This window comes from Bacillus australimaris, assembly GCF_001307105.1.
GTDB classification, from domain to species: Bacteria; Bacillota; Bacilli; order Bacillales; family Bacillaceae; genus Bacillus; species Bacillus australimaris.
In genome coordinates this window covers 200,475-225,281 of sequence record NZ_LGYN01000001.1, presented here as the reverse complement: position 1 = coordinate 225,281, position 24,807 = coordinate 200,475, and the positions used below count along the sequence as shown (strand labels likewise).

At 40.6% G+C, this 24,807-nt stretch carries 26 protein-coding genes and 1 riboswitch; of the genes, 23 read left to right on the top strand and 3 right to left on the bottom strand.

All coding sequences use genetic code 11. The features are described 5' to 3' along the window. Positions 1-20 precede the first annotated feature (20 nt). The 5 genes from AKG37_RS01160 to AKG37_RS01140 all read left to right on the top strand — a co-directional run bounded on the left by AKG37_RS01160 (position 21) and on the right by AKG37_RS01140 (position 5,100). Entirely contained in the window at positions 21-743 is a 723-nt protein-coding gene (locus AKG37_RS01160) for a response regulator transcription factor (protein ID WP_003215596.1), read from the top strand. Continuing rightward, on the top strand, positions 740-2,521 hold the full coding sequence (locus tag AKG37_RS01155; protein WP_060697210.1) for an ATP-binding protein: 1,782 nt from the start codon (positions 740-742) through the stop codon (positions 2,519-2,521). The genes AKG37_RS01160 and AKG37_RS01155 overlap by 4 nt, the downstream gene beginning before the upstream one ends. Before the next feature lie 201 nt (positions 2,522-2,722). After that, positions 2,723-3,331, top strand: coding sequence for an RNA polymerase sigma factor SigX (gene sigX, locus AKG37_RS01150; RefSeq protein ID WP_024422837.1), 609 nt, complete (start codon positions 2,723-2,725; stop codon positions 3,329-3,331). Next, the gene (locus tag AKG37_RS01145) at positions 3,243-4,352 is read left to right on the top strand and encodes a hypothetical protein (protein WP_060697209.1); all 1,110 of its coding nucleotides are present in this window, start codon (positions 3,243-3,245) and stop codon (positions 4,350-4,352) included. The genes sigX and AKG37_RS01145 overlap by 89 nt, the downstream gene beginning before the upstream one ends. Positions 4,353-4,452: 100 nt before the next feature. Further along, positions 4,453-5,100, top strand: a complete 648-nt coding sequence (locus tag AKG37_RS01140) for a peptidoglycan DD-metalloendopeptidase family protein (RefSeq protein WP_060697208.1) — start codon at positions 4,453-4,455, stop codon at positions 5,098-5,100. Positions 5,101-5,273: 173 nt separating this feature from the next. On the opposite strand, the gene serA is transcribed toward AKG37_RS01140, so the two are convergent. Continuing rightward, positions 5,274-6,848 (bottom strand): phosphoglycerate dehydrogenase, encoded by a 1,575-nt coding sequence (gene serA, locus AKG37_RS01135; protein WP_060697207.1) that lies wholly within the window; start codon positions 6,846-6,848, stop codon positions 5,274-5,276. A 287-nt stretch (positions 6,849-7,135) separates the two neighbouring features. Then, positions 7,136-7,267, top strand: a riboswitch (FMN riboswitch). A 141-nt stretch (positions 7,268-7,408) separates the two neighbouring features. Here serA and AKG37_RS01130 point away from each other — a divergent pair. Next, entirely contained in the window at positions 7,409-7,993 is a 585-nt protein-coding gene (locus tag AKG37_RS01130) for an ECF transporter S component (RefSeq protein ID WP_060697206.1), read from the top strand. Between the two features lie 34 nt (positions 7,994-8,027). Here the strand turns inward: AKG37_RS01130 and AKG37_RS01125 are convergent, their stop codons facing one another. Beyond that, complete coding sequence (locus tag AKG37_RS01125; protein WP_003215700.1) at positions 8,028-8,276, bottom strand: ferredoxin; 249 nt, start codon at positions 8,274-8,276, stop codon at positions 8,028-8,030. 266 nt (positions 8,277-8,542) lie between these two features. On the opposite strand from AKG37_RS01125, the gene AKG37_RS01120 reads away from it, so the two are divergent. The 17 genes from AKG37_RS01120 (at position 8,543) to fni (ending at position 24,594) form a co-directional block, all read left to right on the top strand. After that, positions 8,543-9,595 carry a YpbB family protein gene (locus AKG37_RS01120; protein ID WP_060697205.1) on the top strand — a complete coding sequence of 351 codons (1,053 nt, stop codon included), beginning with the start codon at positions 8,543-8,545 and terminating at the stop codon, positions 9,593-9,595. Continuing rightward, positions 9,588-11,096 carry a RecQ family ATP-dependent DNA helicase gene (locus AKG37_RS01115; RefSeq protein ID WP_060697204.1) on the top strand — a complete coding sequence of 503 codons (1,509 nt, stop codon included), beginning with the start codon at positions 9,588-9,590 and terminating at the stop codon, positions 11,094-11,096. Before AKG37_RS01120 ends, AKG37_RS01115 begins: the two co-directional genes overlap by 8 nt. Continuing rightward, a complete protein-coding gene (locus tag AKG37_RS01110) occupies positions 11,093-11,743 on the top strand; it encodes a CPBP family intramembrane glutamic endopeptidase (RefSeq protein ID WP_060697203.1) in 651 nt (216 codons plus the stop codon). The genes AKG37_RS01115 and AKG37_RS01110 overlap by 4 nt, the downstream gene beginning before the upstream one ends. Then, the gene (locus AKG37_RS01105; RefSeq protein WP_060697202.1) at positions 11,679-12,479 is read left to right on the top strand and encodes a LysM peptidoglycan-binding domain-containing protein; all 801 of its coding nucleotides are present in this window, start codon (positions 11,679-11,681) and stop codon (positions 12,477-12,479) included. The genes AKG37_RS01110 and AKG37_RS01105 overlap by 65 nt, the downstream gene beginning before the upstream one ends. 64 nt (positions 12,480-12,543) lie before the next feature. Next, positions 12,544-12,996: a DUF2663 family protein gene (locus AKG37_RS01100; RefSeq protein WP_060697201.1), complete on the top strand. Its 453-nt coding sequence runs from the start codon at positions 12,544-12,546 to the stop codon at positions 12,994-12,996. Positions 12,997-13,082: 86 nt separating this feature from the next. Then, positions 13,083-13,871 carry a metallophosphoesterase gene (locus AKG37_RS01095; protein WP_060697200.1) on the top strand — a complete coding sequence of 263 codons (789 nt, stop codon included), beginning with the start codon at positions 13,083-13,085 and terminating at the stop codon, positions 13,869-13,871. A gap of 165 nt (positions 13,872-14,036) precedes the next feature. After that, positions 14,037-14,615 carry a genetic competence negative regulator gene (locus tag AKG37_RS01090; RefSeq protein ID WP_024428080.1) on the top strand — a complete coding sequence of 193 codons (579 nt, stop codon included), beginning with the start codon at positions 14,037-14,039 and terminating at the stop codon, positions 14,613-14,615. Positions 14,616-14,811: 196 nt separating this feature from the next. Next, on the top strand, positions 14,812-16,086 hold the full coding sequence (locus tag AKG37_RS01085; protein ID WP_007500982.1) for a Glu/Leu/Phe/Val family dehydrogenase: 1,275 nt from the start codon (positions 14,812-14,814) through the stop codon (positions 16,084-16,086). A 123-nt stretch (positions 16,087-16,209) separates the two neighbouring features. Next, positions 16,210-17,181, top strand: coding sequence for a YpdA family putative bacillithiol disulfide reductase (locus tag AKG37_RS01080; RefSeq protein WP_060697199.1), 972 nt, complete (start codon positions 16,210-16,212; stop codon positions 17,179-17,181). A gap of 153 nt (positions 17,182-17,334) precedes the next feature. Continuing rightward, positions 17,335-17,991 (top strand): glutamic-type intramembrane protease PrsW, encoded by a 657-nt coding sequence (gene prsW, locus AKG37_RS01075; protein WP_060697198.1) that lies wholly within the window; start codon positions 17,335-17,337, stop codon positions 17,989-17,991. A 132-nt stretch (positions 17,992-18,123) separates the two neighbouring features. Next, complete coding sequence (gene sleB, locus AKG37_RS01070; RefSeq protein ID WP_060697197.1) at positions 18,124-19,026, top strand: spore cortex-lytic enzyme; 903 nt, start codon at positions 18,124-18,126, stop codon at positions 19,024-19,026. 16 nt (positions 19,027-19,042) lie between these two features. Beyond that, positions 19,043-20,392: a germination protein YpeB gene (gene ypeB / locus AKG37_RS01065; RefSeq protein WP_060697196.1), complete on the top strand. Its 1,350-nt coding sequence runs from the start codon at positions 19,043-19,045 to the stop codon at positions 20,390-20,392. A gap of 102 nt (positions 20,393-20,494) precedes the next feature. Further along, entirely contained in the window at positions 20,495-21,142 is a 648-nt protein-coding gene (locus tag AKG37_RS01060; protein ID WP_060697195.1) for a flagellar brake protein, read from the top strand. 63 nt (positions 21,143-21,205) lie between these two features. After that, on the top strand, positions 21,206-21,388 hold the full coding sequence (locus AKG37_RS01055) for a YpfB family protein (protein WP_060697194.1): 183 nt from the start codon (positions 21,206-21,208) through the stop codon (positions 21,386-21,388). Between the two features lie 71 nt (positions 21,389-21,459). Continuing rightward, positions 21,460-22,137: a (d)CMP kinase gene (gene cmk, locus AKG37_RS01050; RefSeq protein ID WP_060697193.1), complete on the top strand. Its 678-nt coding sequence runs from the start codon at positions 21,460-21,462 to the stop codon at positions 22,135-22,137. A gap of 223 nt (positions 22,138-22,360) precedes the next feature. Continuing rightward, positions 22,361-23,512, top strand: a complete 1,152-nt coding sequence (rpsA, locus tag AKG37_RS01045) for a 30S ribosomal protein S1 (protein WP_041085926.1) — start codon at positions 22,361-22,363, stop codon at positions 23,510-23,512. A gap of 14 nt (positions 23,513-23,526) precedes the next feature. Beyond that, entirely contained in the window at positions 23,527-24,594 is a 1,068-nt protein-coding gene (gene fni / locus AKG37_RS01040) for a type 2 isopentenyl-diphosphate Delta-isomerase (protein WP_060697192.1), read from the top strand. 17 nt (positions 24,595-24,611) lie between these two features. Here fni and AKG37_RS18350 read toward each other — a convergent pair whose 3' ends face one another. Further along, a complete protein-coding gene (locus tag AKG37_RS18350; RefSeq protein ID WP_064497540.1) occupies positions 24,612-24,743 on the bottom strand; it encodes a YpzI family protein in 132 nt (43 codons plus the stop codon). Between the last annotated feature and the right edge of the window lie 64 nt (positions 24,744-24,807).

The window sequence follows — 24,807 nt, the reverse complement described above, 5'->3', positions numbered from 1 at the left end:
GAAAGCAGGAGGATTGTCTAATGGAACACACAACTCAAACGAAAATATTAGTCGTAGATGATGAGGCAAGAATTCGCCGCCTTTTAAAAATGTATTTAGAACGTGAAAACTATGAAATCGATGAAGCAGAAAATGGAGATGAGGCGATTCAAAAAGGGCTTCAAACGGATTATGACCTCATTCTGCTCGATTTAATGATGCCTGGCACAGATGGAATCGAAGTGTGTAATCAAATTCGAGACAAAAAAGCGACTCCAATCATTATGCTGACGGCAAAAGGAGAAGAAGCCAACCGCGTTCAAGGATTTGAGGCAGGGACGGATGACTACATCGTCAAACCTTTCAGCCCGCGTGAAGTTGTTTTACGTGTAAAGGCGTTGCTCAGAAGATCGTCTCAAACGTCTTATCTTAATACTGGGACAACAACAAAGGATGTTCTTGTGTTTTCCCATCTTTCCATTGACCATGATGCACATAGAGTGACGGCTGATGGCAAAGAAGTCAGCCTCACACCGAAGGAATATGAGCTGTTATACTTCCTTGCGAAAACACCGGATAAGGTTTATGACAGAGAGAAGCTGTTAAAAGAAGTATGGCAATATGAATTCTTTGGAGACTTGAGAACAGTCGATACCCACGTCAAACGACTTCGCGAAAAGCTGAATAAAGTGTCACCAGAAGCGGCGAAAAAAATCGTCACTGTATGGGGTGTCGGGTACAAATTTGAGGTCGGCGCTGAATGAAACTGTGGAAAAGTGTCGTAGGAAAGTTATGGTTAACCATCCTCTTCCTCGTCCTCATTGTTTTATCTATTTTAACTGTGCTTCTTTTAGAGTTCATTGAGAATTATCATGTAGAAGAAGCAAAGTCTGATTTAACACAAATGGCAAACAAAGTAGCCGTTATTTTAGAAAGCCATGAGGATCAATCGCTTGCAAGGTCGATTACATCAGAGCTTGCTGACAAATTGACGAGTATTGCCATTATCCAAGAGGACGGGCTAGAGTGGTATTCGTCTGAAAAAGACGGGAAGCTTCCTGCGATTACAAAGAAACAAATTGAAGCGGACAGAGATTTAAATCAAGCATTGAAAGATCGTAAAAAGATCAGTAAACGTGCAGAAGCCAATACAGGTAATCAGAAAGATGAACGAATTGTAGTCGGTGTTCCATATGAGGCGAACGGAAAAAAAGGCATGGTCTTTCTTTCTCAGTCACTTCTTGCTGTAGAACAAACAACGAAACACACGACGCGCTACATCTTCTTAGCTGCCGGAATTGCCATTGTACTGACCACTATATTTGCTTTCTTCTTATCAACACGTGTCACCTATCCTCTCAGAAAGATGAGAGAGGGTGCGCAAGATTTGGCGAAAGGGAAATTTGATACAAAGATTCCTATTTTAACGCAAGACGAAATTGGAGAACTGGCGATCGCCTTTAATCAAATGGGAAAGCAGCTAAAATTCCATATTACAGCCTTGAATCAAGAAAAAGAACATTTGTCTAATATATTAAGCAGTATGGCCGATGGCGTCATCACCATCAATATTGATGGAACAATCTTGATGACGAATCCTCCTGCAGAACGATTTTTGCAGGCGTGGTATTACGAGCAAAATATGAAGATCAAAGATGGAGATGAACTGCCGCCAGAAGCGCGAGAGCTATTTCATACAGCGGTCAGCACAGAAAAAGAGCAAATGATCGAAGTCACGCTGCAAGGACGTACCTGGGTTCTTCTTATGTCTCCGCTCTATAATCAGCAGGATGTCAGGGGAGCGGTTGCTGTTCTTCGTGATATGACCGAGGAACGAAGACTTGATAAGCTGAGAAAAGACTTCATTGCCAACGTCAGTCATGAACTTCGTACACCGATTGCCATGCTGCAAGGGTATAGTGAGGCAATTGTGGATGATATTGCAGGATCAGAAGAGGAAAAGAAAGAGATTGCACAAATTATCTATGACGAATCACTTCGAATGGGACGTCTTGTGAATGACCTTCTAGATCTAGCGAGAATGGAAGCGGGTCATATTACGCTGAACCTTGAATCAACAGATACACAAGAGCTGACTGAGAAGATCTACCGCAAGTTTCTAGGGATTGCGAAAGAAAAACAAATCAATCTTACGTATGATATTCAAGTGGATGAACCGGACTTTGTATTCGATCCAGATAAGATTGAGCAGGTGTTTACGAATCTGATTGATAATGCGATTCGTCATACACCAGAGGGCGGAGAGGTTCACTTCTCGGTTCAATCGATGGAAAACGGACTGAAGATGGATGTTAAGGATTCGGGAAGCGGAATTCCGGAAGAGGATCTGCCATTTATTTTCGAACGCTTTTATAAAGCCGATAAGGCAAGAACAAGAGGACGTTCTGGTACTGGACTTGGCCTTGCGATTGTGAAGAACATCGTAGAGGCGCATCAAGGGTCCATTCATGCACACAGTAAAGCGGGTACGGGTACACATTTCACCTTTTATATTCCGAGAAAAAAGCAGGAACTCGTCTAATCCTGACGAAGAATCTTGTTACATGAGAAACACTTCTTTTCGAAAGAAAATGAAGTGTTTTTTTATTTTCATATTTTTAAGGAGAAGTTAAACTAAAAGCCCTTTCCAAATTGCCGAACTTGTAATATATTTGTCATAAAGTTGTAATGTAACGTTTTGTAAGAGTCACTCGACAAAAATAAGTGAACGGAGGGGTTTCCTATGCATGAAACCTTTCAAAAAATATATGATTCGTACCATCAAGATTTGTACCAGTTTTTATTTTATATGGTTAAAGATAAAAATCAGGCAGAGGATCTCGTACAGGAGGTTTACATTCGGGTACTTCACTCATATAAAACTTTTGAAGGAAGAAGCAGCGAGAAAACATGGCTGTTTTCAATTGCAAGGCATGTGGCGATTGACTGGTTTCGCAAACAGCAAACCATAAGACAACGGGTGCTCGGCACGTTTGATTGGGATAAGCAGGATGTCAAAGATCCAGATTTGCTCCCAGACGAGCTGGCTGTACAGGATGAAAATACAAAAGAAATTTATGCTGCACTTGATCATTGTACAATAGATCAAAGAGCTGTCATCATTTTAAGGTTTATCCAGGGCTACTCAATCATGGAGACGGCAAAGGCGCTAAAGTTCTCGGAAAGCAAAGTCAAAACAACGCAGCACCGAGGCCTGAAAGTGCTCCGAAAACATATGGAGCTTTTGAAGGAGGAGCTAGTGAATGAAAACGAACAGGTCCGATTGGAGCGAAGAACGAATCAAGGTGTTACTAAGTCAGCTTCCAAAGGTGGAGGACAACCGTTCATCTAAGCAGATATACCAGCAGATGCTGATGGCAAGCGGGAAGAAAAAGAAAAATGTCAGATGGATCGGTCCAGCGGTAGCAACCGTTGTGGTTTTATTTATGGCGTTTTTGATTTCTCCTCATTTATTTCAGCAGGCTGCTCAGGAACATAAGAAGCAAGTAGAAATGGATTCAATGGCTGACAAAGGACAGGTCAATGCTACATTAGAGTCGGTGAAACAGGCAAACGGGTCCGCGCATGTTGTTTCTCATGAAGACAAGCAAAAGTATATGACGGTTGCATACATAGATGAATCGACATCTCAAGTGGTCCCCATTAGTATTGAAAAAGAGAATGAAAGTAATCATTTACAGGAAATGATGAACACATATGAACAAGTGCAGCTGCCTGAAATGACAAAGCCTCTTCCATCTTATCTTGAAATGGTGGATCTTCGTGAAAAAGGGAATACACTCATTTTTCAGTTAAAAAATGAGTTGTCCCTTGATACGTTAAAAGAAGCCAACCGATTTAAAGATATGGTAAAAGAAACGCTGAAATGGAGCCAATATAAGCAAGTGGAAGTCAAGACAATCAAAGGCTCTCAACTTCAATTAGGGGCGTATGGAAACATTGGAAAGGTATCGATTGATAAACAAACAAAGCACGCTTATTATGTATTAGAAAATAAGAGTGGGACTTTTTTAGTGCCATCAAAAACACATTATTCTTCTTATAAGGATGCGGTAGAGGCCATGAAACGGACCAGCGATTCTGGACTTGATCCGCTAATAAAAGAAGAACCGATTAAAGAAGTGACCTCAAAAGGAAAGCATGTGACCATTACGTTTGGAGCATCAGCGCAATTATCGGACTCAATTGATCATATTCTACTCATTGAAGGTCTGCTGCTCACAGCGAAAGATTTTGGTTTTACAGATGTCACAATCGAACATACAGGAACGAAACAAGTAGGCCCATATGAATTAAATGAACCAATAGAGGTGCCGGCTCTGCCGAATCCAGTTGTCATAAAAGAACGTTAAAGGACGCAATTCATTGCGTTCTTTTTTGATGTATAGAAAGTGACCTCCTTGCTGTATACTAAGCTGTCATGAAAAGAACCTCAAAGAAGGGGAGACACTAATGAAAAGGTATTGCTTCATAGGTGCCAGTTGTTTTTTGCTCTTGATCTTAGCTCCATTTGCCCATGCACAGAAGAAAAACGAATGGGTGGAGCCAGTGAAAGGAGAAGTCACTGACCTATTTGGGACAAGAGGTGGCTCACACAAGGGATTAGATATAGCTGCGCCAGAAGGAGAATCCATTTTTGCTGCAAGTGAAGGGATGGTCTCTCGTTCATATGTGTCAGCTACATATGGAGAAGTTGTATTTATTCAGCATCCAAACGGATACGAAACCGTCTATGCTCATTTACACAAGCGTTTTGTTAAAAAAGGGGAGCATGTACAAGCAGGACAGCCGATTGGTGTTATCGGCAACACAGGAGCCTCTAGAGGCACTCATTTGCATTTTGAGGTGCATCGCGGCAATTGGTCAGTCAGCAAAGAAGATGCGGTAGATCCGCTCACAATCATTGCGATGGATCGTTTCAAAGAGCCGGCTCTTTATGTAAACGGACATGAAAAAGATACATATGTCATTAAGCAAGGAGACACTCTCTGGTCCATTGCTAAAGCGCACGAGATGACTGTGGCACAATTGAAAAAGATGAATGAGCTTACGACTCACCTCATTCAAACGGGAGACCGTTTAATCATTCCAACAAAATAAACCTCATGCTTTTGCATGAGGTTTCAGTATGTAGACAAACCCTCATCATTGAAAGTTCTGCATGCTGGTGTTTACGAATGTAAAAGTAGCTTGGCCAAAGGATTTCTATCACGTTAAAAAGAAAACAAAGTGCTAAAATAAAAGATCATTTTAGCACTTTGTTAATGTATTTTTTATAGATCAATCAGGCGGACAGAAAGAATATCATGCACTTCAGTTAATTTTTTCACAATTTCGTCCTCAAGATGTTTGTCGAAAGAAAGCATCATAATGGCTTCGCCGCCTTTTTCTTTACGTCCTACCTGCATGGTCGCAATGTTGACATCATGGTCGCCTAAAATCTGCCCAACCTTACCAATTACACCAGGTGCATCTGTATGTTGGATGTAGACAAGGTGTCCATCTGGATAAAAATCAATATTAAATCCATTAATAGAAACAACGCGTTCTCCTAGATGCGGGATGTAGGTTGCTTTTAAAGTGAAGGTTGAAAGATCACCTTTGACTTCAATGGAAATGCTGTTTTCGTAACCAGATTCGCTAGAAGAAATTTTTTCACTAAAGCTAATGCCGCGCTCTTTTGCCACCATTCCAGCATTTACTTCGTTTACAGTCGAATCGACGCGCTCTTTTAAAAAGCCTGACAGGAGACTTTTTGTGATAAAGGATGTTTCGAGTTTTGAAATAGAGCCTTCATAAGAAATACTCACTTCTTTCACAGGTTCTCTCATCGATTGAGAGACAAGACGTCCAAGTTTACCTGCAAATTGATGATAAGGCTGAATTTTTTTGAACTCGTCTTTTGTCATCGCTGGTAGATTAATAGATGACATGACAGGAAGACCTTTTGCAAATTGAAGGACTTCTTCAGATACTTGCGCCGCCACATTTAATTGTGCTTCTTTTGTTGATGCACCAAGATGCGGAGTCGCAATGACGTGCGGATGATCCACGAGCGGGTTATCAGTAGGAGGTTCTACCTCAAATACATCGAGTGCAGCTCCAGCGACATGGCCGCTTTCCAGTGCTTCAAGAAGGTCAGCTTCGTCAATAATTCCGCCGCGCGCACAGTTTACAAGGCGAACTCCTTTTTTCGTTTTTGCAATGGTTTCTTTATTAAGAAGTCCTCTAGTTTCTTTTGTTAATGGAGTATGTACAGTAATAATGTCTGATACTTCGAGTACTTCATCCAATGACTTCGCATTGACGCCAATTTTTTCTGCACGTTCCTTTGTAAGAAATGGGTCAAACACGTTGACTGTCATGCCAAATGCTCTAGCACGCTGAGCGATTTCGCTTCCAATTCTGCCTAAACCAACAATCCCGAGAGATTTACCGTAAAGCTCTGCACCGACATATGCGCCTCTGTTCCACTCTTTTGATTTGACAGAAATATTCGCTTGCGGAATATGACGCATGAGTGATGAAATCATGGCAAAAGTATGCTCAGCTGTTGAGATCGTATTACCGTTTGGTGCATTGATGACGATCACACCATGCTTAGTCGCTTCATCAATGTCAATATTGTCTACTCCGACACCAGCACGGCCAACAATTTTTAATGAAGTCATTTTTTCATAAAGCTCTTTCGTTACTTTCGTGGCACTTCTGACAAGTAAGGCATCAAACGTGTGTAATTCATCTTCTGCTTCTGTTACATTCTTTTGAACAATTTCAACAAAATCTGATTCTAAAAGTGGTAGAAGACCATCATTGCTCATCTTATCTGAGACTAATACTCGAAACATCGTAAGATTTCCTCCTAAAATAAACGTCATAAATATCTGATAATTTACCATATTCCTTTTCACTGTGTCAATCAAATTAAAGCAGTAAAGTGAAAAAGGAAACACGAACATTTCTTTGTGTCTTTATAAAGAATGAACACCTTTAAACAAAAGATAACCAATTTTTACGCATTTGTCATTATAATTTTTGGTTTTTTTACGATTTCTTAAAACTGACGAAATTGCTCAGGATTTTTATCTGTACAAATGCTCATATATCATATATAATGATGTCGAATTGAATAATGATCAATCTTCGGGGCAGGGTGTAATTCCCTACCGGCGGTGATGAGCATAGTCTCTAAGCCCGCGAGCCTTTTTTGGCAGGATTCGGTGTGATTCCGAAGCCGACAGTATAGTCTGGATGGGAGAAGATGGAGGTTCATAAACGTTGAAAACATTGCTGTTCACACGTTTATTTGTCTAGCCCAATTTCCCCGCTCCTATCTTTAAGAGCGGTTTTTTTGTGGCTAAAATTGAACAATCCTCTTTTCGAAAGATTTGATCGAAAAGGAGAGAGAATGTTGAATCATAGTAAAGTAAAGCGTTTAGTTGTTATCAGTATGCTTAGCAGTATTTCATTTGTTTTAATGTTATTAAATTTCCCGTTCCCTGGGCTTCCAGGATATTTGAAAATTGATTTCAGCGATATTCCTGCGATTATTGCGATTTTAATTTATGGTCCGGGTGCTGGGATTGCAGTGGAGGCATTAAAAAATGTACTGCATTATCTCATTCATGGCAGTATGTCTGGTGTTCCTGTTGATCAAGTAGCGAACTTTACAGCAGGTGTATTGTTCATTTTACCAGTGGCCTTCATTTTCAAAAAAATTAAATCCGCCAAGGGAATTGCATGGTCTATGATCCTGGGTACGTTGCTCATGACTGTGATAATGAGCATTTTAAATTACTTCCTGTTTATACCGGCTTACACATGGTTTTTAAATGCGCCTCAACTTTCTGATCATGTGCTAAAGACGACAATCACAGCAGGGATATTGCCTTTTAATCTTATTAAAGGAATGATCATTACGATCGTATTCAGCTTCATTTTTGTGAAAATGCGTCCATGGTTTGAAAATAAACGCGGACTTCAAAATAGTTAATATAAAAAAAGCCCCTGTATAAGGGGCTTTTATACTATTCGTGCTTAAGCGGGTCACCCTCGAAAGATTCGTCCGCAACTTTAATTGAATCCGTTGGACATCCTTCAAATGCATCAAGCATATCTTCTTCAAGTACTTCTGGAACTTCTACAGTCCCTTGGTTGTCATCAAGCGTAACAAATGCAATGCCTTCATCATCATAATCATAAATGTCTGGAGCAGCTGCACCGCATGCGCCGCAAGCAATACATGTGTCTTTGTCTACAATTGTATATTTTGCCATGTTAAAAAAATACCTCCCAGATTGTTCGATGGAACAAATGGTCTAACCTTATTAGTTTCACCGATAAAAACAATTTCCTCAAACCTTATTGTAATGATTTTAATTTAACATTTCAACTGTAAAGTGATTGAGAATGCTTATCACATAAGGGTTTGTTCATAACTTTCCCCCATAAATTGAGTTTAAACATTTCTTCTTCTATGAAATCTGTTAAAATAAAGGGAGAAAATATTCGAATTTTGTCAGGAAGACAGGTGCTTTGACGAATGACTCTTCATTACTTGGATGTCATGTTAATGGACAGCGTACATAAATTGAACGGCGAACGCTCCATTAGTGCTGTCTACCATCTTTTTAAAGGAAAAAAATCATCACAAACGATACAGGATGCCAGTTTGTTTCAGCTTGCAAAGTACTTTGGCTGTTACCCGGGGTTTAAGAGGGATCAGCTGAATCGCTCTTTAATAAAGCTTGATGAAAAGCACTACATGATAAAAACAGGAGAGACATTCACTGTTACAGATGAAGGACAGCGTATGCTAACACATCATTTCACACAAAAACCGATGCCTGCTTACTTTCATGGTGCCAAGTATCATGATAAAGCTAAGGTGCTGTGGATGAGACTTTCTTTACTTGTACAAGTGCTTTCACACCATATGGCTGGATCGCATCAGTATATCCCAATACAAAGAGATGTATCGGTGCAAAGCTGGACGAAGTCCTTCTTAAAGCAGCACCACCAGAAGAAAAAGCTTTCAGAAAATCTGCATCATGAACTCGATAAGCTCCTTGCTGATATAAGTGATCAAGACGCACTGATCTTTGTTTATTCATTGACCTCAAATGAAAGGATTGGACTTACGTATCAGCAAATGGCAGAGTGGCTAAAAGAAGATGTGTGGTATGTGTACCTGCTTTTTTGGAATGTCCTCCATTATTTTATTCAATCTGCCCAAAAAGGTGAGGCCCCGATGATGCAGCAGATCATTGGTGATCTTGAATTCAAACGCGTGCTCACAACTTCTACTCACAAAACACTTGAGCTTGTGCAAAAAGGGTTTGGGATTGATCAGATTGCTCACATTCGTTCATTAAAAAAGGCAACGATCGAAGACCATATTGTCGAGCTGTCCATACATGAGCCAAGCTTTTCGGTAGAGCCGTATGTCAGCGCAGAAGAGCAGCAGGCGATCCATGCAGTAGCCAGGGAGCTTCAAACAAATAAAATGAAGCTGATTAAAGAAAAACTCGAACATCCATTTACTTATTTTCAAATACGATTGGCACTGACAAGGATGGTGAAAGCAAATGGATAAGCTTCATCAGACGCTCATGCGATATTTTGGTTACGACTCATTTAAAGCAGGTCAAGAGGACATTATTCAAAGTGTACTGAATCAAAAAGATACGGTTGCCATGTTACCTACTGGCGGCGGGAAGTCCATTTGCTATCAAATTCCTGGGTATATGTCAGAAGGATTAGTTCTCATTATTTCGCCGCTTTTATCGCTGATGGAGGACCAAGTTGAACGAATGAAAATGCGCGGGGAAAAACGAGTGGCGGCACTTAACAGCACATTGTCTTTTCAGGAGAGACGACATATCATTCGGCATTTGCCATCATATAAATTTTTATTCGTCGCGCCTGAGGCATTAATGTCAGAGGTGCTCCTAGAACAGCTCAAGTCGATGCATATTGGTCTGTTTGTCGTCGATGAAGCCCACTGCATATCTGAATGGGGGCATGATTTCCGTCCGGAATATTCCAAGCTGGGAGAATGGAGAGAAGCATTAGGGCATCCAGTTGCCTTAGCACTGACGGCAACAGCAACGAAACAAACGCTAAAAGATACGGTGCAAACGTTAAGACTGCAGCATCCAGACTTTCATATTCATTCTGTCAACCGCCCGAATATCGCATTAGTCAAAGAAACGCACGAAACAAAAGAAGCAAAAGAGAAACGAGCCATAGAACTTGTGGAATTCTTGCAAGGACCCGGCCTGATTTATTGCCCAACCCGGCAAATGACAGAAGATATGGCGCTTTTTATGAAACAAAAAACTCATCAGCGTGTAGAGTTTTATCATGGCGGAATGGATGCTGGAGACCGCATGCTCATTCAGCAGCAATTTATCAGCGGTCAGCTTGACCTCATTTGCTGTACAAGTGCTTTTGGAATGGGAATTGATAAAGCAGATATACGATTTGTCATTCATATGAGCCCGCCTCAATCCATTGAAGCATTTATGCAGGAAATTGGAAGAGCAGGACGGGACGGGAATAATAGTGTGAGCATTCTTTTGTATACAGAAGAGGATGCGGATATTCAACAGCATTTAATACAAACAGAAGGCTTTGATGATCCAGAAATTGATTTCTTCTTAGCTAGGCTGACACAAATGCAGACAAATGATGAAAAAAAATTACGTGATCAATTAATGGAATCAGGCCTTCAGGAGACGCGTGCAAGAATGCTGACACATTATTACATGATGCATCAGTCAGAACAGCCTCGCGTGCTCCACATGACTCTGAAAGAGAAATTGCAGGACAGACAAACAGAAAAACTGAGGAAAGTGTGGCAATTTAAGGAGCGGATCACAGGTCATGGCTGCTTTAGACAATCTCTGTTATCATACTTTGACGAACAGCTTGATCAAACGGAGGATGAGTCCTCTAATACATGCTGCTCTTCTTGCGGAATTGACCTGTCTCTTTATGAAAAAAAAGATCAACCATTGGAGCTGAATGAAATGAAACACTGGAAGACTGAGCTGGATCGTATGTTTCATCTGACAAAAGAGGCGCAGCATTGATTGAACAACATCGCCGAATCATCGAAAAATTAACCGATCGACAAGTCGTAGAACAGCTGTATTTTACGCAGCTGCTGATGCTGATCATTTCTTTTTTACTAGGTATTTTTATGTTCGATCATTGGACAGATTTCACATCCCTTTGGTCGATCCATGATATGCGAATACTGACTTATGGAATTGGCGGCGCTTTGCTTGTCATAATTGTAGATGGGATTGTCATGAAGGTATTTCCTGCTCATATGTATGATGATGGCGGCTTAAATGAAAAAATGTTTAAAAACCGCAGCTTCCTGCATATTGTGTGGTTAACACTGCTCATCGCCTTTTCAGAGGAAATACTATTCCGCGGGATCGTCCAACAGCAATTTGGATTGGAGATTGCCAGTATTGTGTTTGCGCTCCTTCACTTTCGCTATTTATCAAAAATACTCTTGTTTATCCTTGTGGTTTCCATTAGTATTTTTTTAGGACTTTTATACGAGTGGACTGGGAATTTATTTGTTCCTGTCATGACTCATTTTGTCATTGACTTCGTGTTTGCTTGTCAAATTCGTTTGAAATATAGGGGGAGGGATGAACATGGAAGAAATGTCGAGAATGAAGAGAAAGAAGAGAAAGAAGGAGCAGCTGACAAACATCCATGACGATGATGGAGAGGAAATTCTTGAAGAAAAAGTACATCCTTCAGATGATTCTCACTTTCCTACACGAGAAGATTTCCATGAATATAAAAAACAGCGCACGAAAAAGGTGCGCAATCCATTATTTACAACATTGGCTATTATTTTTCCTATTATCGTCATCACGGTGTTCTTCCTTTTGATCTATTACACGTCAAAGGAAATTAACCATAATAATAATCAAGATGTATATAATATTGATTCTTCTTCAAGTGCTGACACAGACCCAGTCCCATCAGCACTTGTCGAAACGAAAAATGACTCAAGCGCTGATAAAGCGGACGCGTCTGATGATGAGAAGCAAAAGAAAGAAGAAGAAAAAGAAAAGCAGCAATCGAAGGAAAAAGCAGAGCAGAAGAAAAAAGAAAAAGCTGCTAAAGAGAAAGAAGAGCGTGAACAAGCAGCTAAAGAAAAAGAACGGGAAAAAGCCGAAGCTGCCAAAAAGCGTGAACAGCAGCAGCTAGCCCTGCAAAAGCAACAAGAAGAGAAAAAACGAAAAGAAGCGGAAGAGAAAAAAAAGCAGGAAGAAAAACCAGTTCGTGTCGTACAGCACACGGTTGGCCCAGAGGAAAACCTGTACAGAATCTCCATGAAGTATTACAAAAACCGTTCGGGTGAAGAGAAAATTAGAGCCTATAATCACTTGAAAGGCAACAGTGTGTATAGCGGTCAAGTGTTGAATATCCCACTAGAAAACTAATCACCTGACATGAATCAATGAAGTAGCACATACATATGTAGAAAAAAGGGACAGGGTGTATGTGATGACATTGCACGCAATCAGCCGCTATATGGATCAGCCCACACAGAAAATGATGGAAACATTAATTAAAAGAAAGTACAAATATGAGGGCTTTGCCAAGCAGTGTAAAAGGTGGCAATGGACAGCCCTTCTATCGCTGGCGGTTCTTTTGTTTTATTTTGTGATATTGGCCAATTCGAAAGGCTCACTTCAGCCGGAAGCGATGATTGCAACACTGCTTGGTCATGAAGTATTTTTGTTTTGGATCATGGCGGAGGTGTTTGCTTTTTACGCTTCTTATTACTATAAGAAAAAAGAAGAGAAGGCTGAGGATGAATATCATCGGCTTAGATGTGAAATTATACAAAAAAGCACAGAATTATGGCCTCAATTGAATCAGTGGAAAGAGCGTGAGGCGGTTTTTCACTATATGCAGAGTCAATATGACATTAATCTCTATTATGAAAGTAAATAAATGAGAAAAAAGACGTTTAACAGTTGAAACGTCTTTTTTCATTCAAGCGTCTTATCAGAGAAAGATATGTAAGGGAGCCATTTGTGATGAAATATGCCATCGGATTTACTGCTGCCATTGCGGCTGTTACAACAGGTGTATGTGTAACGGCAAAAATGGTGAAAACAGCGAAACAAAACAACATCAAAAAGCACTACTTTACAATAGAAGCACTTCAATCAGATCAACCTGCAGTTATTTTCTTTATTTCTGATACACATAGACGCCTCATCAGTGATACCTTATTAGCAGAAGTTAGACAGGAAAAGCCAGATGTGATTATGATCGGCGGGGATTTAGCAGAAAAAGGTGTACCCTATGCAAGGATTGAAGAAAATGTGAAACGTTTATCAAGAATTGCGCCGGTTTATTTTGTTTGGGGAAATAATGATCATGAGCTGCATCAGCAAAAGTTTAAAGAGATTCTTCATGCATACGATGTCACGACTTTGCAAAATGAAACGGCTGTATGGAACTTCGAAGGACAGCAAATCAAAGTCGGAGGAATTGATGATATTCGGCTTGAAAAAGCAGATTATGAAGCGATACGACCTGAGTATGTGAAAGGTGATGTAAATATTCTCTTGTCACACAATCCAGATGTGCATCATTTGATGAGTGAAGAAGAGGGGATCGATCTTGTGCTGAGCGGTCATACACACGGGGGGCAGATCCGAATTGGGAAATTTGGCCCGTATGAAAAAGGAAGAACAGGACAGGTCAAAGGCGCGTTTTTTCTCATTAGTAATGGCTACGGAACGACAAAGATTCCTATGCGCCTCGGGGCAGAACCAGAAACCCATCTGATCTATTTAATGCCCCTAAAAACGCAATAAATTGCTGCACCCTCAATATTTTCCATAAAAGTCACCGTAAGCATAGCTTCATGCTTGTCTTCCGTCTTGACACAGTGTAAACTGAATACAAAATTAAGAACCTATGACTCATCATCTCATATACTACAGTATGATGTGTGTTTAGAAGAGGCAGGAGGGAACGTTATGCGACTGGAGCGTCTGAATTATAATAAAATTAAAATTTTTCTCACACTAGATGACCTGACAGACCGGGGTCTTACGAAAGAAGACCTTTGGAAAGATTCGTTCAAAGTCCATCAGCTGTTTAAAGACATGATGAACGAAGCGAATCAGGAGCTCGGTTTTGAAGCGAATGGACCGATTGCTGTTGAAGTATTTTCTCTTCAGGCGCAGGGGATGGTCGTCATTGTCACAAAGAGTCAGCAGGAAGATGCTGATGATGAGTTTGATGAAGATTACATTGAGATGCAAGTCAAGCTCGACGAGAGCAAGCATGTGCTCTATCAATTTGCCTCGTTTGAAGATGTGATTCAACTGTCCCATAGTTTAAGTCGCATTGGACTTTTAGGGGGTACAGTTTACCATTATGAAGGCCAATATTATCTCAGCCTAGATGATGTTGGAGAACTATCTGCTGATACAGTCATTTCCATTTTAGCGGAGTTTGGCTCGCCTACGACATTAACCATTCACCGGCTAAAAGAATACGGAAAAGTGATCATGCAAGAAGATGCAGTGAAAACGATTCAAATGTATTTTTAATCACTTTTTTCTATTATATTTAATACTGTTGTGATGAAACAACAGTATTTTTTTATATCCTTTTTTATATTTATAAACGCTGATATTTTATTTTAATAAAAAACGCTTTTTACCTTTGCTTTACCAGTACGAAGGTGTATACTATTGCTTGAAAGGGAGCAGTAGATCATGAAAGATTTCTAGGGGGTTTATTTTAATGGCAGCCGATCAAAACGCCGCTCATAACGCAGAAGATAAGCTAGATGTTTTAAAGTCAACTCAAACGGTCATACATAAAGCGCTAGACAAATTGGGATATCCGCAAGAAGTGTATGAATTGCTAAAAGAGCCAATTCGTCTATTAACGGTCAAAATTCCAGTACGTATGGATGATGGATCGGTGAAAATTTTCACTGGTTATCGCGCGCAGCACAATGATGCTGTCGGTCCAACAAAAGGCGGAATTCGTTTCCACCCGAATGTTACGGAAAAAGAAGTAAAAGCGCTTTCGATTTGGATGAGTTTAAAATGTGGTATTGTGGATCTTCCTTATGGCGGAGGAAAAGGCGGTATTATCTGTGATCCAAGAGAAATGTCATTCAGGGAGCTTGAAAAACTAAGCCGCGGCTATGTTCGCGCCATCAGTCAAATCGTTGGGCCAACAAAAGATGTTCCAGCACCAGACGTGTTTACAAACTCTCAAATCATGGCATGGATGATGGATGAATATTCTAGAATTGATGAATTTAACTCGCCAGGATTTATTACAGGTAAACCAATTGTTCTTGGAGGATCACACGGACGTGATACTGCAACAGCAAAAGGTGTGACGATCTGCATCAAAGAAGCGGCGAAGAAAAAAGGAATTGACATTAACGGGGCTCGTGTTGTCGTACAGGGATTCGGTAATGCAGGAAGCTACTTGGCTAAATTTATGTATGATGCTGGAGCAAAAATCGTAGGGATATCAGACGCTTACGGCGGCTTATACGATGAGGATGGTCTAGACATTGACTACTTGCTTGACCGACGTGACAGCTTTGGAACCGTCACAAAACTATTTAACGATACGATTACAAACCAAGAGCTGCTTGAGCTGGATTGTGATATCTTAGTACCAGCAGCCATTGAAAACCAAATCACAGAAGATAATGCGGCAAATATTAAAGCCAAAATTGTCGTAGAGGCAGCAAATGGTCCAACGACACTGGAAGGAACAAAAATTCTTTCAGATCGTGGTGTATTGCTTGTTCCAGACGTACTTGCGAGTGCGGGTGGAGTGACTGTTTCTTACTTTGAATGGGTTCAGAATAACCAAGGGTTCTACTGGACTGAGGAAGAAGTCGAAACTCGTTTAGAAGATATGATGGTGAAATCATTTAATAATATTTATGAAATGGCGCAAAACCGCCGGATTGATATGCGTCTTGCAGCATATATGGTTGGTGTACGTAAAATGGCTGAAGCTTCTCGATTCAGAGGCTGGATTTAAGCGGCTTATTTGCATCGCGCTTTAAAATCTCCTATCCTTAAATAGGAGATTTTTTTATGGAATGGAACAAAGATTCAAACAGCCCAGCAATTGTTATTGCAAGAAACGACAGGAGTGGAACAAATGAAACAAGAAAAAGCGATCATAATAGGAGGCGGCCCGTGCGGGTTATCAGCTGCCATCGCATTCAAGCAAATTGGGATTGATGCACTTGTGATTGAAAAAGGGAATGTCGTGAACAGTATTTATCATTACCCAACACATCAAACCTTCTTCAGTACAAGTGAAAAGCTTGAGATCGGTGATGTTGCTTTTATTACTGAAAACCGCAAGCCCGTTCGTATTCAGGCACTCTCCTATTATCGAGAGGTCGTCAGAAGAAAAAGCCTGCGTGTACATGCTTTTGAAAAAGTAAACGCCGTGACAAAACAAGATGGCCGTTTTACCGTGAGTACATCAAAAGACGACTATTCATGTGATTACGTCGTGATTGCGACTGGCTACTATGATCACCCAAACTATATGAACGTGAAAGGGGAAGACCTTCCTCACGTATATCACTATTTTAAAGAAGGTCATCCGTACTTTGATAAAGATGTGACAGTGATCGGCGGGAAAAACTCCAGTGTCGATGCTGCGCTGGAGCTTGTGAAATGCGGAAGCAGAGTTACTGTGCTGTATAGAGGAACAGAATATTCATCCAGCATCAAGCCTTGGATTTTACCGGAGTTTGAAGCGCTTGTTCGTAATGGAACGATTCGAATGGAATTTGGCGCGCAGGTGCAAGAAATCACAGAAGATGAAGTGATCTTTACAAACGAGCAAAATCAAACGGATCGTGTGAAAAGTGACTTTGTATTTGCCATGACCGGCTATCATCCAGATCATTCTTTCTTAGAAAAAATGGGTGTCGCGATTGATCAAGAATCAGGCCGTCCAACCTTTGATGAACAGACAATGGAGACAAATGTTGAAGGTATTTTCATTGCAGGAGTCATTGCAGCTGGAAATAATGCCAATGAAATTTTCATCGAAAATGGAAGATTTCATGGTGGACTCATTGCAGAAGAAATTAATAAAAGAATCAATGGATAAAAAAAGAACTGGATCCTTAAGAGGGATTCAGTTCTTTTTTTATAAAATGGGATTATATAGAAATTTATTTTAGAAAAATGGGCTGGAGTCATATAAAAAAAGGGTAAATCATGGTACGATAATGAAGGATAATGTAGGGAAAGAGGTCTGGTTATGATCGCAATTATCTCAGCAGGTTTAGCTCCCGGCATCGCACTTTTGAGTTATTTTTATTTGAAAGATCAGTACGACAATGAGCCGGTTCACATGGTCATCAGATCTTTTATGCTAGGTGTCATACTTGTGTTTCCAACCATGTTTATTCAATATGTCCTTCAAGAGGAAAAAATTGCAACGAACCCTCTCTTGATTTCATTTGTGACATCGGGCTTTTTAGAGGAATCCTTAAAATGGTTTATTTTAATGGTCAGCGTCTATGCGCATGCGCAGTTTGACGAACACTATGATGGGATTGTGTATGGAACAAGCGTCTCACTTGGTTTTGCAACACTTGAAAATATACTTTACTTAGTCGGTCATGGGGTCGAATATGCGTTTACCCGTGCTTTATTACCTGTATCAAGTCACGCATTATTTGGTGTTGTGATGGGATTTTATATTGGAAAAGCCCGTTTTTCTCATAAAAAAGAGCAGCGTAAATGGCTGATGCTTTCTTTAACGCTTCCTGTGCTTTTTCACGGCCTATATGATTTCATTTTATTAGGGATGAAAAACTGGGGATATATTATGGTGCCGTTCATGATTTTTTTATGGTGGTTTGGCTTAAGGAAAGCAAAAAAAGCCCGTGCGGTAAAAATGGTGCAAATTTAATTTGGAAAACGTCCTATCTGTTTATAGGGCGTTTTTTTGTCTTTCCATCCAATTCTCTCCTGTGATGAATGTATAAAAATAGGAATCGGAAGAAACATATATTCAAACATCAAAAGTACAGGAGGATCAAATATGGACAAAGCTCGTTTTATGAAACAAATCGTCCTCATCTTCTCAATCGTTCTACTCGTGTCTTCACTTTTGACAGCCGGTAAAAGTGAAGCCTTCACCAGCCAAGTCATCCAGCGGGGGGCAACAGGGGAAGATGTAGTCGAGCTGCAAGCGCGGCTCCAATACAATGGTTTTTACAATGGCAAAATCGATGGCGTCTATGGCTGGGGGACATACTGGGCCGTACGCAACTTTCAAAGCCAATTTGGTGTGAAGAAGGTCGATGGTCTTGTAGGAGAACAAACAAAAAAACTATTAGTTCAAAAGACGAAATACTATAAAGAGTTTGTTCAAAAGCAGCTGCAGCAAGGGAACCAGTTTACCCATTATGGCGGGAAGCCCCTTGATCAGCAAACAAAGGCTCCTGCGCAAAGAAGCTCACAAAAAAAGACAGCTCAAGGTGCAAAAGAAAATCAAAAAAGTCAAAGCGGGACGTCTGGGAATCAGTCAGGCAATCAGCAGGGAAATCAAACACCGAAACAAACAGCAGCCAACATGCCTGGTGGCTTTTCTAGTAATGACATTCAGCTCTTGTCGCAGGCTGTATATAGTGAAGCAAGAGGTGAACCTTATGAAGGACAGGTGGCCATCGCTGCCGTCATCTTAAATCGTTTGAACAACCCAACTTTTCCAAACACAATAGCAGGTGTCATTTTTGAACCGCTTGCGTTTACAGCTGTAGCGGATGGGCAATTTTATATGGCGCCAAATGAAACGGCAAAAAAAGCTGTGTTTGATGCAATCAATGGCTGGGATCCATCTGAGAGTGCCATCTATTACTTTAATCCTGATACAGCAACAAGTCCTTGGATTTGGGGAAGGCCACAAATTAAACGAATCGGGAAACATATATTCTGCGAATAAAAAGAGGTGTAAATAAATGATCAGAGGAATATTGATTGCTATTTTAGGAATTGCTGTCATCTCAACAGGTTACTGGGGCTATAAAGAGCATCAAGAAAAAGACGCTGTACTGCTTCATGCTGAGAACAACTACCAAAGAGCCTTCCATGATTTAACGTATCAGGTGGATCAGCTGCATGACAAGCTTGGCGCAACACTTGCGATGAACAGCCAAACATCCATCTCACCAGCACTTGCAGATGTATGGAGAATGTCATCCGAAGCACATAACAATGTCAGTCAGCTACCGCTTACATTAATGCCTTTTAATAAAACGGAAGAATTTCTTGCAAATGTCGGAGACTTTAGCTACAAATCATCAGTCAAATCCTTATCAGATGAACCATTAAATAAAGATACGCACAAAACCATAACATCTTTATATGATCAAGCGGCAGATATACAAAATGAGCTTAGACAAGTACAGCATCTTGTACTTAATAAAAATTTAAAGTGGATGGACGTTGAAATGGCGCTGGCTGACGGCGACCGAAAGAATGATAACACCATCATTGATGGATTAAAAACAGTCGAGAGAAATGCGGATGCATTTGCAGATGTCGATCTTGGACCTACAAACGTGTCGACAGAATCAGAAACACAGGGCTACAATCATTTAAAAGGTAAAAAAATTTCCAAAAAAGAAGCGATCCGCATTGCCCAGCAATTCACACCTGACCATAACCAACATTTTAAAGTGAGAAAAAGTGGCAGCAAAACCAATCGCGACGTGTACAGTCTATCAATGTCAGACCCAGACAGCCATGCAAACTTTTACTTAGACTTGACTGAAAAAGGAGGACATCCAGTCTACCTTCTTCAAAATCGCGATGTGAAAAAACAAAAAATCAGCTTAAATGATGCTTCAAAAAAAGCACTTAGCTTTTTAAAGAAGCAGGGATTTAATACAGAATCTTTCCATTTAGATGAAAGTGCACAATTTGATAATATCGGCGTATTTACCTATGTGCCTCTTCAAAAAAATGTCCTGCTTTATCCGGATAGTATACGCATGAAAGTCGCATTGGATGATGGCGAGGTCGTTGGATTTTCAGCGAAAGACTACTTAACAAATCATAAGACTCGAGACATCAAAGCACCGAAAATCTCTCAAAAAGAAGCGCAGAAAACATTGAATCAGCATGTAAAGATCGAAGATACTCATTTAGCAATTGTTCAAAATGATATGTCAGAGGAAGTGCTGTGCTATGAGTTCCTCGGAACAATAAAAAATGATACGTACCGAATGTTCATTAATGCGGATACTGGAAAAGAAGAACGAGTAGATAAACTAAAAAATGCAGAACCTATATATAAAGACCTATAGAAAAGGAAGCGAGGAAAAGGCTATTAAGTCTTTTCCTTTTGTTTTATACATGGTTTAATATAGGAGAGGATACGATTTCACAGATGAAAAGAGTGATGAGGAATGTTACAAATTGGGGATGCGATTACAATTGAATATGTCAATGAGAACAAAGAAGTGAAAACAGGGAAATCTAAAGTTTTGGAAAATAATAACGATGATATTTGCATTAATTATCCAGCTGATAAGGAGACGGGCCGCACCATCTACTTAAACCAAAAAACAGAGATCACCGTCTTCTTTTTCGATGAAAATCAAATACCATACAAATGTCCAAGCGAGGTCATTGGAAAAAGAAAAGAAGATATTCCGATGATCGTCATTTCTATTCCACCAAAAGAAGAAATGATCCGGCTTCAGCGCAGAGAATACCTGAGAGTGGATACGATGGTTAAAGCCACCGTCATGCAAACGGATGAAGAGGCCTTTGACACATTTATTGTGAATATGAGTGCTGGCGGCGTAGCGATCGCTGTTCCTGAGGGTGTGTCACTTAAAGAATATGGAGAAGTGGTCATAGAGTTTGCACTTCCACTGAAAGAACCAGTGGAAATTAAAGCGGTTGCAGAAATGAATCGAATATATCAAGATGAACAGTCTGGCAAAACAAGAGCAATCATGGAGTTTTCCGAGATCACAAATGACCATCAGCAGCACATCATGAAGTACTGCTTCCAGCAGCAGCTTTTAACACGTGTGAAAAAAGCATAAGAATAAAGGGTGTAAAAAGCTTCCATACTAGAGGTGAAGAAATCTAGCTTGGAGGCTTTTTGTATGAAGACAATGGAAAGATGGTTAATGAAAATGGTGCTCATTCAGCTTGTTTTATTATTAGCTGTCCAGATTACACTTCATTTGACGAAAGGAGAACTCTTCTTGTCAAAAGTCGTACAATACGAGGGTGTGAATAACATGAGCATTGAAGAATGGATTGAGACGTTCAAGCAGAAGGATTGATAGAAAATTCCCCCGTTTGAGTGGTGATCGTGTTACAATTCATAAGGGAGATTCAATCAAGGAGAGGTATTATGACAAAGAAATTATCTATTGCAATTGACGGTCCTGCTGCAGCAGGAAAAAGCACTGTGGCAAAAATTGTCGCAGCCAAAAAATCTTATATTTATATCGATACAGGTGCTATGTACCGCGCGATTACACTTGCGGCACTCAATCAAGGTGTAGATCTTGAAGACGAACAGGCACTTGATTCATTACTGAAAGAGACAGTCATTGAACTTGTATCAACGGACGAGGGTCAAAAAGTCCATCTAGACCATACGGATGTCACTGAGGATATTCGCACAGACCGCGTAAGCAACCAAGTATCGGTTGTCGCAAAGCATAGAGCTGTTCGGGAAGAAATGGTCCGCAGGCAGCAGGAGCTTGGCAAAAGAGGCGGAGTTGTTATGGACGGAAGAGACATAGGCACTCACGTACTGCCAGAGGCCGAAGTGAAAATTTTCTTGCTTGCATCTGTAGAAGAAAGAGCAAAACGCCGCTTTGAGGAGAATCAGAAAAAAGGTTACGATGTCAATTACGATCAGCTGATCGAAGAGATTGCAAGACGCGACAAGCTTGATTCTGAGCGCGAGATTTCACCTTTAAAGAAAGCGGATGATGCCATTGAAATTGACACAACTTCGCTCTCTATTCAAGAGGTGGCAGGTAAAATTTTAGATGCAGCAGACCGTGTGGAGAAACAGTAAGAAATTTTAGAAAACTTTTATAAGTTAGAGGTTTATCTCTTGACAAACAAGGTCTTTTATTAGAAGTTTATACTAATACTATTTTTATTGATCATTCAAGCAATTATATTGATTTGAATGTTTCTATAATACATATTCGGCTGGCAATCATCATGCTTAAGACACATATTCGCTCAGCCGTTTTAACTAAGCTGTGTAGGTTTGGACCAAGGAGGTTATCGAAATGACAGAGGAAATGAATCAAATCGATGTTCAGGTACCAGAGGTTGGAGATGTAGTGAAAGGGATTGTTTCTAAAGTTGAGGACAAGCATGTCAATGTAGATATCGTCAATGTGAAACAACCTGGTATCATCCCAATCAGTGAATTATCAAGTCTTCACGTTGAAAAAGCATCAGATGTCGTGAAAGATGGCGACGAGTTAGAGCTTAAAGTAACAAAGGTCGAAGACGATGCTTTGATTTTATCGAAACGTGCTGTTGATGCAGACCGCGCTTGGGAAGACCTAGAGAAAAAGTTTGAAACAAAAGAAGTATTTGAAGCTGAAGTAAAAGACGTTGTAAAAGGTGGTCTTGTCGTAGACATTGGTGTGCGCGGATTTATTCCTGCATCTCTTGTAGAAGCACACTATGTAGAAGACTTCACAGATTACAAAGGGAAAACACTCTCACTTGTCGTGGTAGAACTTGACCGCGAAAAAAATCGCGTGATTCTCTCGCACCGTGCAGTCGTTGAACAAGAGCAATTAGACAAAAAGCAAGACTTCCTGCAAAAGCTTGAAGTAGGCAGTGTGATTGATGGTAAAGTGCAGCGCCTTACTGATTTTGGTGCATTTGTTGACATTGGCGGCATTGATGGACTAGTTCACATTTCTCAACTATCCCATGCGCATGTTGAAAAGCCATCTGACGTAGTGGAAGAAGGACAGGAAGTCCAGGTCAAAGTACTTGCTGTGGATCGTGATAACGAACGTATCTCACTATCTATTAAAGAAACATTACCAGGACCTTGGAGCCAAATTGGTGAAAAGGTAAAACAAGGTGATGTGCTTGAAGGAACTGTTCAACGTCTTGTGAGCTTTGGTGCATTTGTTGAAATTCTGCCAGGTGTAGAAGGACTTGTGCATATTTCCCAAATCTCTCATAAACATATCGGTACACCGCAAGAAGTTCTTGAAGAAGGGCAGACTGTGAAAGTGAAAGTGCTTGATGTGAATGAAGATGAAGAGCGCATTTCACTCAGCATCCGTGATTTAGAAGAAAATCCTGAAAAACAAATCGAAGAGGACTATCGTCAATATCAGGCGAAAGAAGAAAACACAAGCGGATTCCAGCTTGGTGACCTGATCGGCGATAAACTCAATAAACTAAAATAATTTGGTGATCAAAATTGACGCGAGCAGAAAGAAAGAAGCAGCATATTGAGCATGCTTTGTCCACTGGTCAGCATGCAGCAACAGGTTTAGAAGATGTTTCCTTCGTTCACGCCAGTTTACCAGATCTTGCGACATCACAAATTGATACACATACGACAATTGGCGGACTGACTTTCGGTTCGCCAATTTTTATCAATGCAATGACTGGCGGGGGCGGAGAATCCACCTATGAGATCAACCGTTCTTTATCGATCGCAGCGAAGGAGACCAATATCCCAATAGCCGTTGGATCACAAATGGCTGCACTGAAAGACAAAGAAGAAAGACGAACGTATGAAATTGTTCGAAAAGTCAATCCAGATGGAATTGTTTTTGCGAATCTAGGCAGTGAAGCGACGGCTAAGCAAGCTCAGGAAGCTGTCGACATGCTGGGGGCAAATATGCTCCAGATTCATCTAAATGTCATCCAAGAGATTGTCATGCCTGAAGGAGATCGCGATTTCAGGGGGGCACTTGAACGGATTGCAGTCATCACACAATCAGTTGGCGTGCCTGTTGTCGTAAAAGAAGTCGGGTTTGGCATGAGCAAGGAAACGGCAAGAAAGCTATTTCATGTTGGGGCTGCAGCCGTTGATGTAGGCGGATTTGGTGGAACGAACTTTTCTAAGATTGAAAATCTTCGCCGCAAAAAAGCGCTTCGTTTTTTTGATCAATGGGGAATTCCAACTGCAGCGAGTCTTGCTGAAGTACATACAGCGTTTCAGAACCAAACCGTTTTAGCTTCTGGAGGTATTCAAGATGCCCTTGATGTAACCAAATCCATTGCTCTTGGTGCATCTGCTGCTGGTCTTGCTGGATTTTTCTTAAAATCACTAACCAGTGGAGGAGAAAGCGGCCTCATCGCTGATATCATTGATCTTCAAGAAGATATAAAGATGATGATGACAGTGCTCGGCGTGAAGACAATTGAAGAACTGAGACAAGCTCAGGTTGTGATTTCTGGGGAAACGAGTCATTGGCTCAAAGAAAGAGGCGTCGACACGACGTACTATAGTTTAAGATCAATAAAAAAAGGCATGTGATCATCACATGCCTCTTTTTATTGATTTCTTTTTCGAGCGCTTTCTGGACCCTCTAATGCTGTTGCACCCTTATGGTGAATGGATTGGTCACGATCAGACTCCACTCTTTTTGACGCCTTTAAACGTTTTTCCTGTCTATCTTTTCCCATCATACATCCCTCCTCAATTAGTAGGGTGTCACCTCTTGTTTATTTCATACAAAGCACGTAACGA

Bases quoted from the DNA above. Each gene is read 5' to 3' on its own strand.
- AKG37_RS01160 (WP_003215596.1), top strand. From the start codon at position 21: ATGGAACACACAACTCAAACGAAAATATTAGTCGTAGATGATGAGGCA.
- AKG37_RS01155 (WP_060697210.1), top strand. From the start codon at position 740: ATGAAACTGTGGAAAAGTGTCGTAGGAAAGTTATGGTTAACCATCCTC.
- sigX (WP_024422837.1), top strand. From the start codon at position 2,723: ATGCATGAAACCTTTCAAAAAATATATGATTCGTACCATCAAGATTTG.
- AKG37_RS01145 (WP_060697209.1), top strand. From the start codon at position 3,243: ATGAAAACGAACAGGTCCGATTGGAGCGAAGAACGAATCAAGGTGTTA.
- AKG37_RS01140 (WP_060697208.1), top strand. From the start codon at position 4,453: ATGAAAAGGTATTGCTTCATAGGTGCCAGTTGTTTTTTGCTCTTGATC.
- serA (WP_060697207.1), bottom strand. From the start codon at position 6,848: ATGTTTCGAGTATTAGTCTCAGATAAGATGAGCAATGATGGTCTTCTA.
- AKG37_RS01130 (WP_060697206.1), top strand. From the start codon at position 7,409: ATGTTGAATCATAGTAAAGTAAAGCGTTTAGTTGTTATCAGTATGCTT.
- AKG37_RS01125 (WP_003215700.1), bottom strand. From the start codon at position 8,276: ATGGCAAAATATACAATTGTAGACAAAGACACATGTATTGCTTGCGGC.
- AKG37_RS01120 (WP_060697205.1), top strand. From the start codon at position 8,543: ATGACTCTTCATTACTTGGATGTCATGTTAATGGACAGCGTACATAAA.
- AKG37_RS01115 (WP_060697204.1), top strand. From the start codon at position 9,588: ATGGATAAGCTTCATCAGACGCTCATGCGATATTTTGGTTACGACTCA.
- AKG37_RS01105 (WP_060697202.1), top strand. From the start codon at position 11,679: ATGGAAGAAATGTCGAGAATGAAGAGAAAGAAGAGAAAGAAGGAGCAG.
- AKG37_RS01100 (WP_060697201.1), top strand. From the start codon at position 12,544: ATGACATTGCACGCAATCAGCCGCTATATGGATCAGCCCACACAGAAA.
- AKG37_RS01095 (WP_060697200.1), top strand. From the start codon at position 13,083: ATGAAATATGCCATCGGATTTACTGCTGCCATTGCGGCTGTTACAACA.
- AKG37_RS01090 (WP_024428080.1), top strand. From the start codon at position 14,037: ATGCGACTGGAGCGTCTGAATTATAATAAAATTAAAATTTTTCTCACA.
- AKG37_RS01085 (WP_007500982.1), top strand. From the start codon at position 14,812: ATGGCAGCCGATCAAAACGCCGCTCATAACGCAGAAGATAAGCTAGAT.
- AKG37_RS01080 (WP_060697199.1), top strand. From the start codon at position 16,210: ATGAAACAAGAAAAAGCGATCATAATAGGAGGCGGCCCGTGCGGGTTA.
- prsW (WP_060697198.1), top strand. From the start codon at position 17,335: ATGATCGCAATTATCTCAGCAGGTTTAGCTCCCGGCATCGCACTTTTG.
- sleB (WP_060697197.1), top strand. From the start codon at position 18,124: ATGGACAAAGCTCGTTTTATGAAACAAATCGTCCTCATCTTCTCAATC.
- ypeB (WP_060697196.1), top strand. From the start codon at position 19,043: ATGATCAGAGGAATATTGATTGCTATTTTAGGAATTGCTGTCATCTCA.
- AKG37_RS01060 (WP_060697195.1), top strand. From the start codon at position 20,495: ATGTTACAAATTGGGGATGCGATTACAATTGAATATGTCAATGAGAAC.
- AKG37_RS01055 (WP_060697194.1), top strand. From the start codon at position 21,206: ATGAAGACAATGGAAAGATGGTTAATGAAAATGGTGCTCATTCAGCTT.
- cmk (WP_060697193.1), top strand. From the start codon at position 21,460: ATGACAAAGAAATTATCTATTGCAATTGACGGTCCTGCTGCAGCAGGA.
- rpsA (WP_041085926.1), top strand. From the start codon at position 22,361: ATGACAGAGGAAATGAATCAAATCGATGTTCAGGTACCAGAGGTTGGA.
- AKG37_RS18350 (WP_064497540.1), bottom strand. From the start codon at position 24,743: ATGGGAAAAGATAGACAGGAAAAACGTTTAAAGGCGTCAAAAAGAGTG.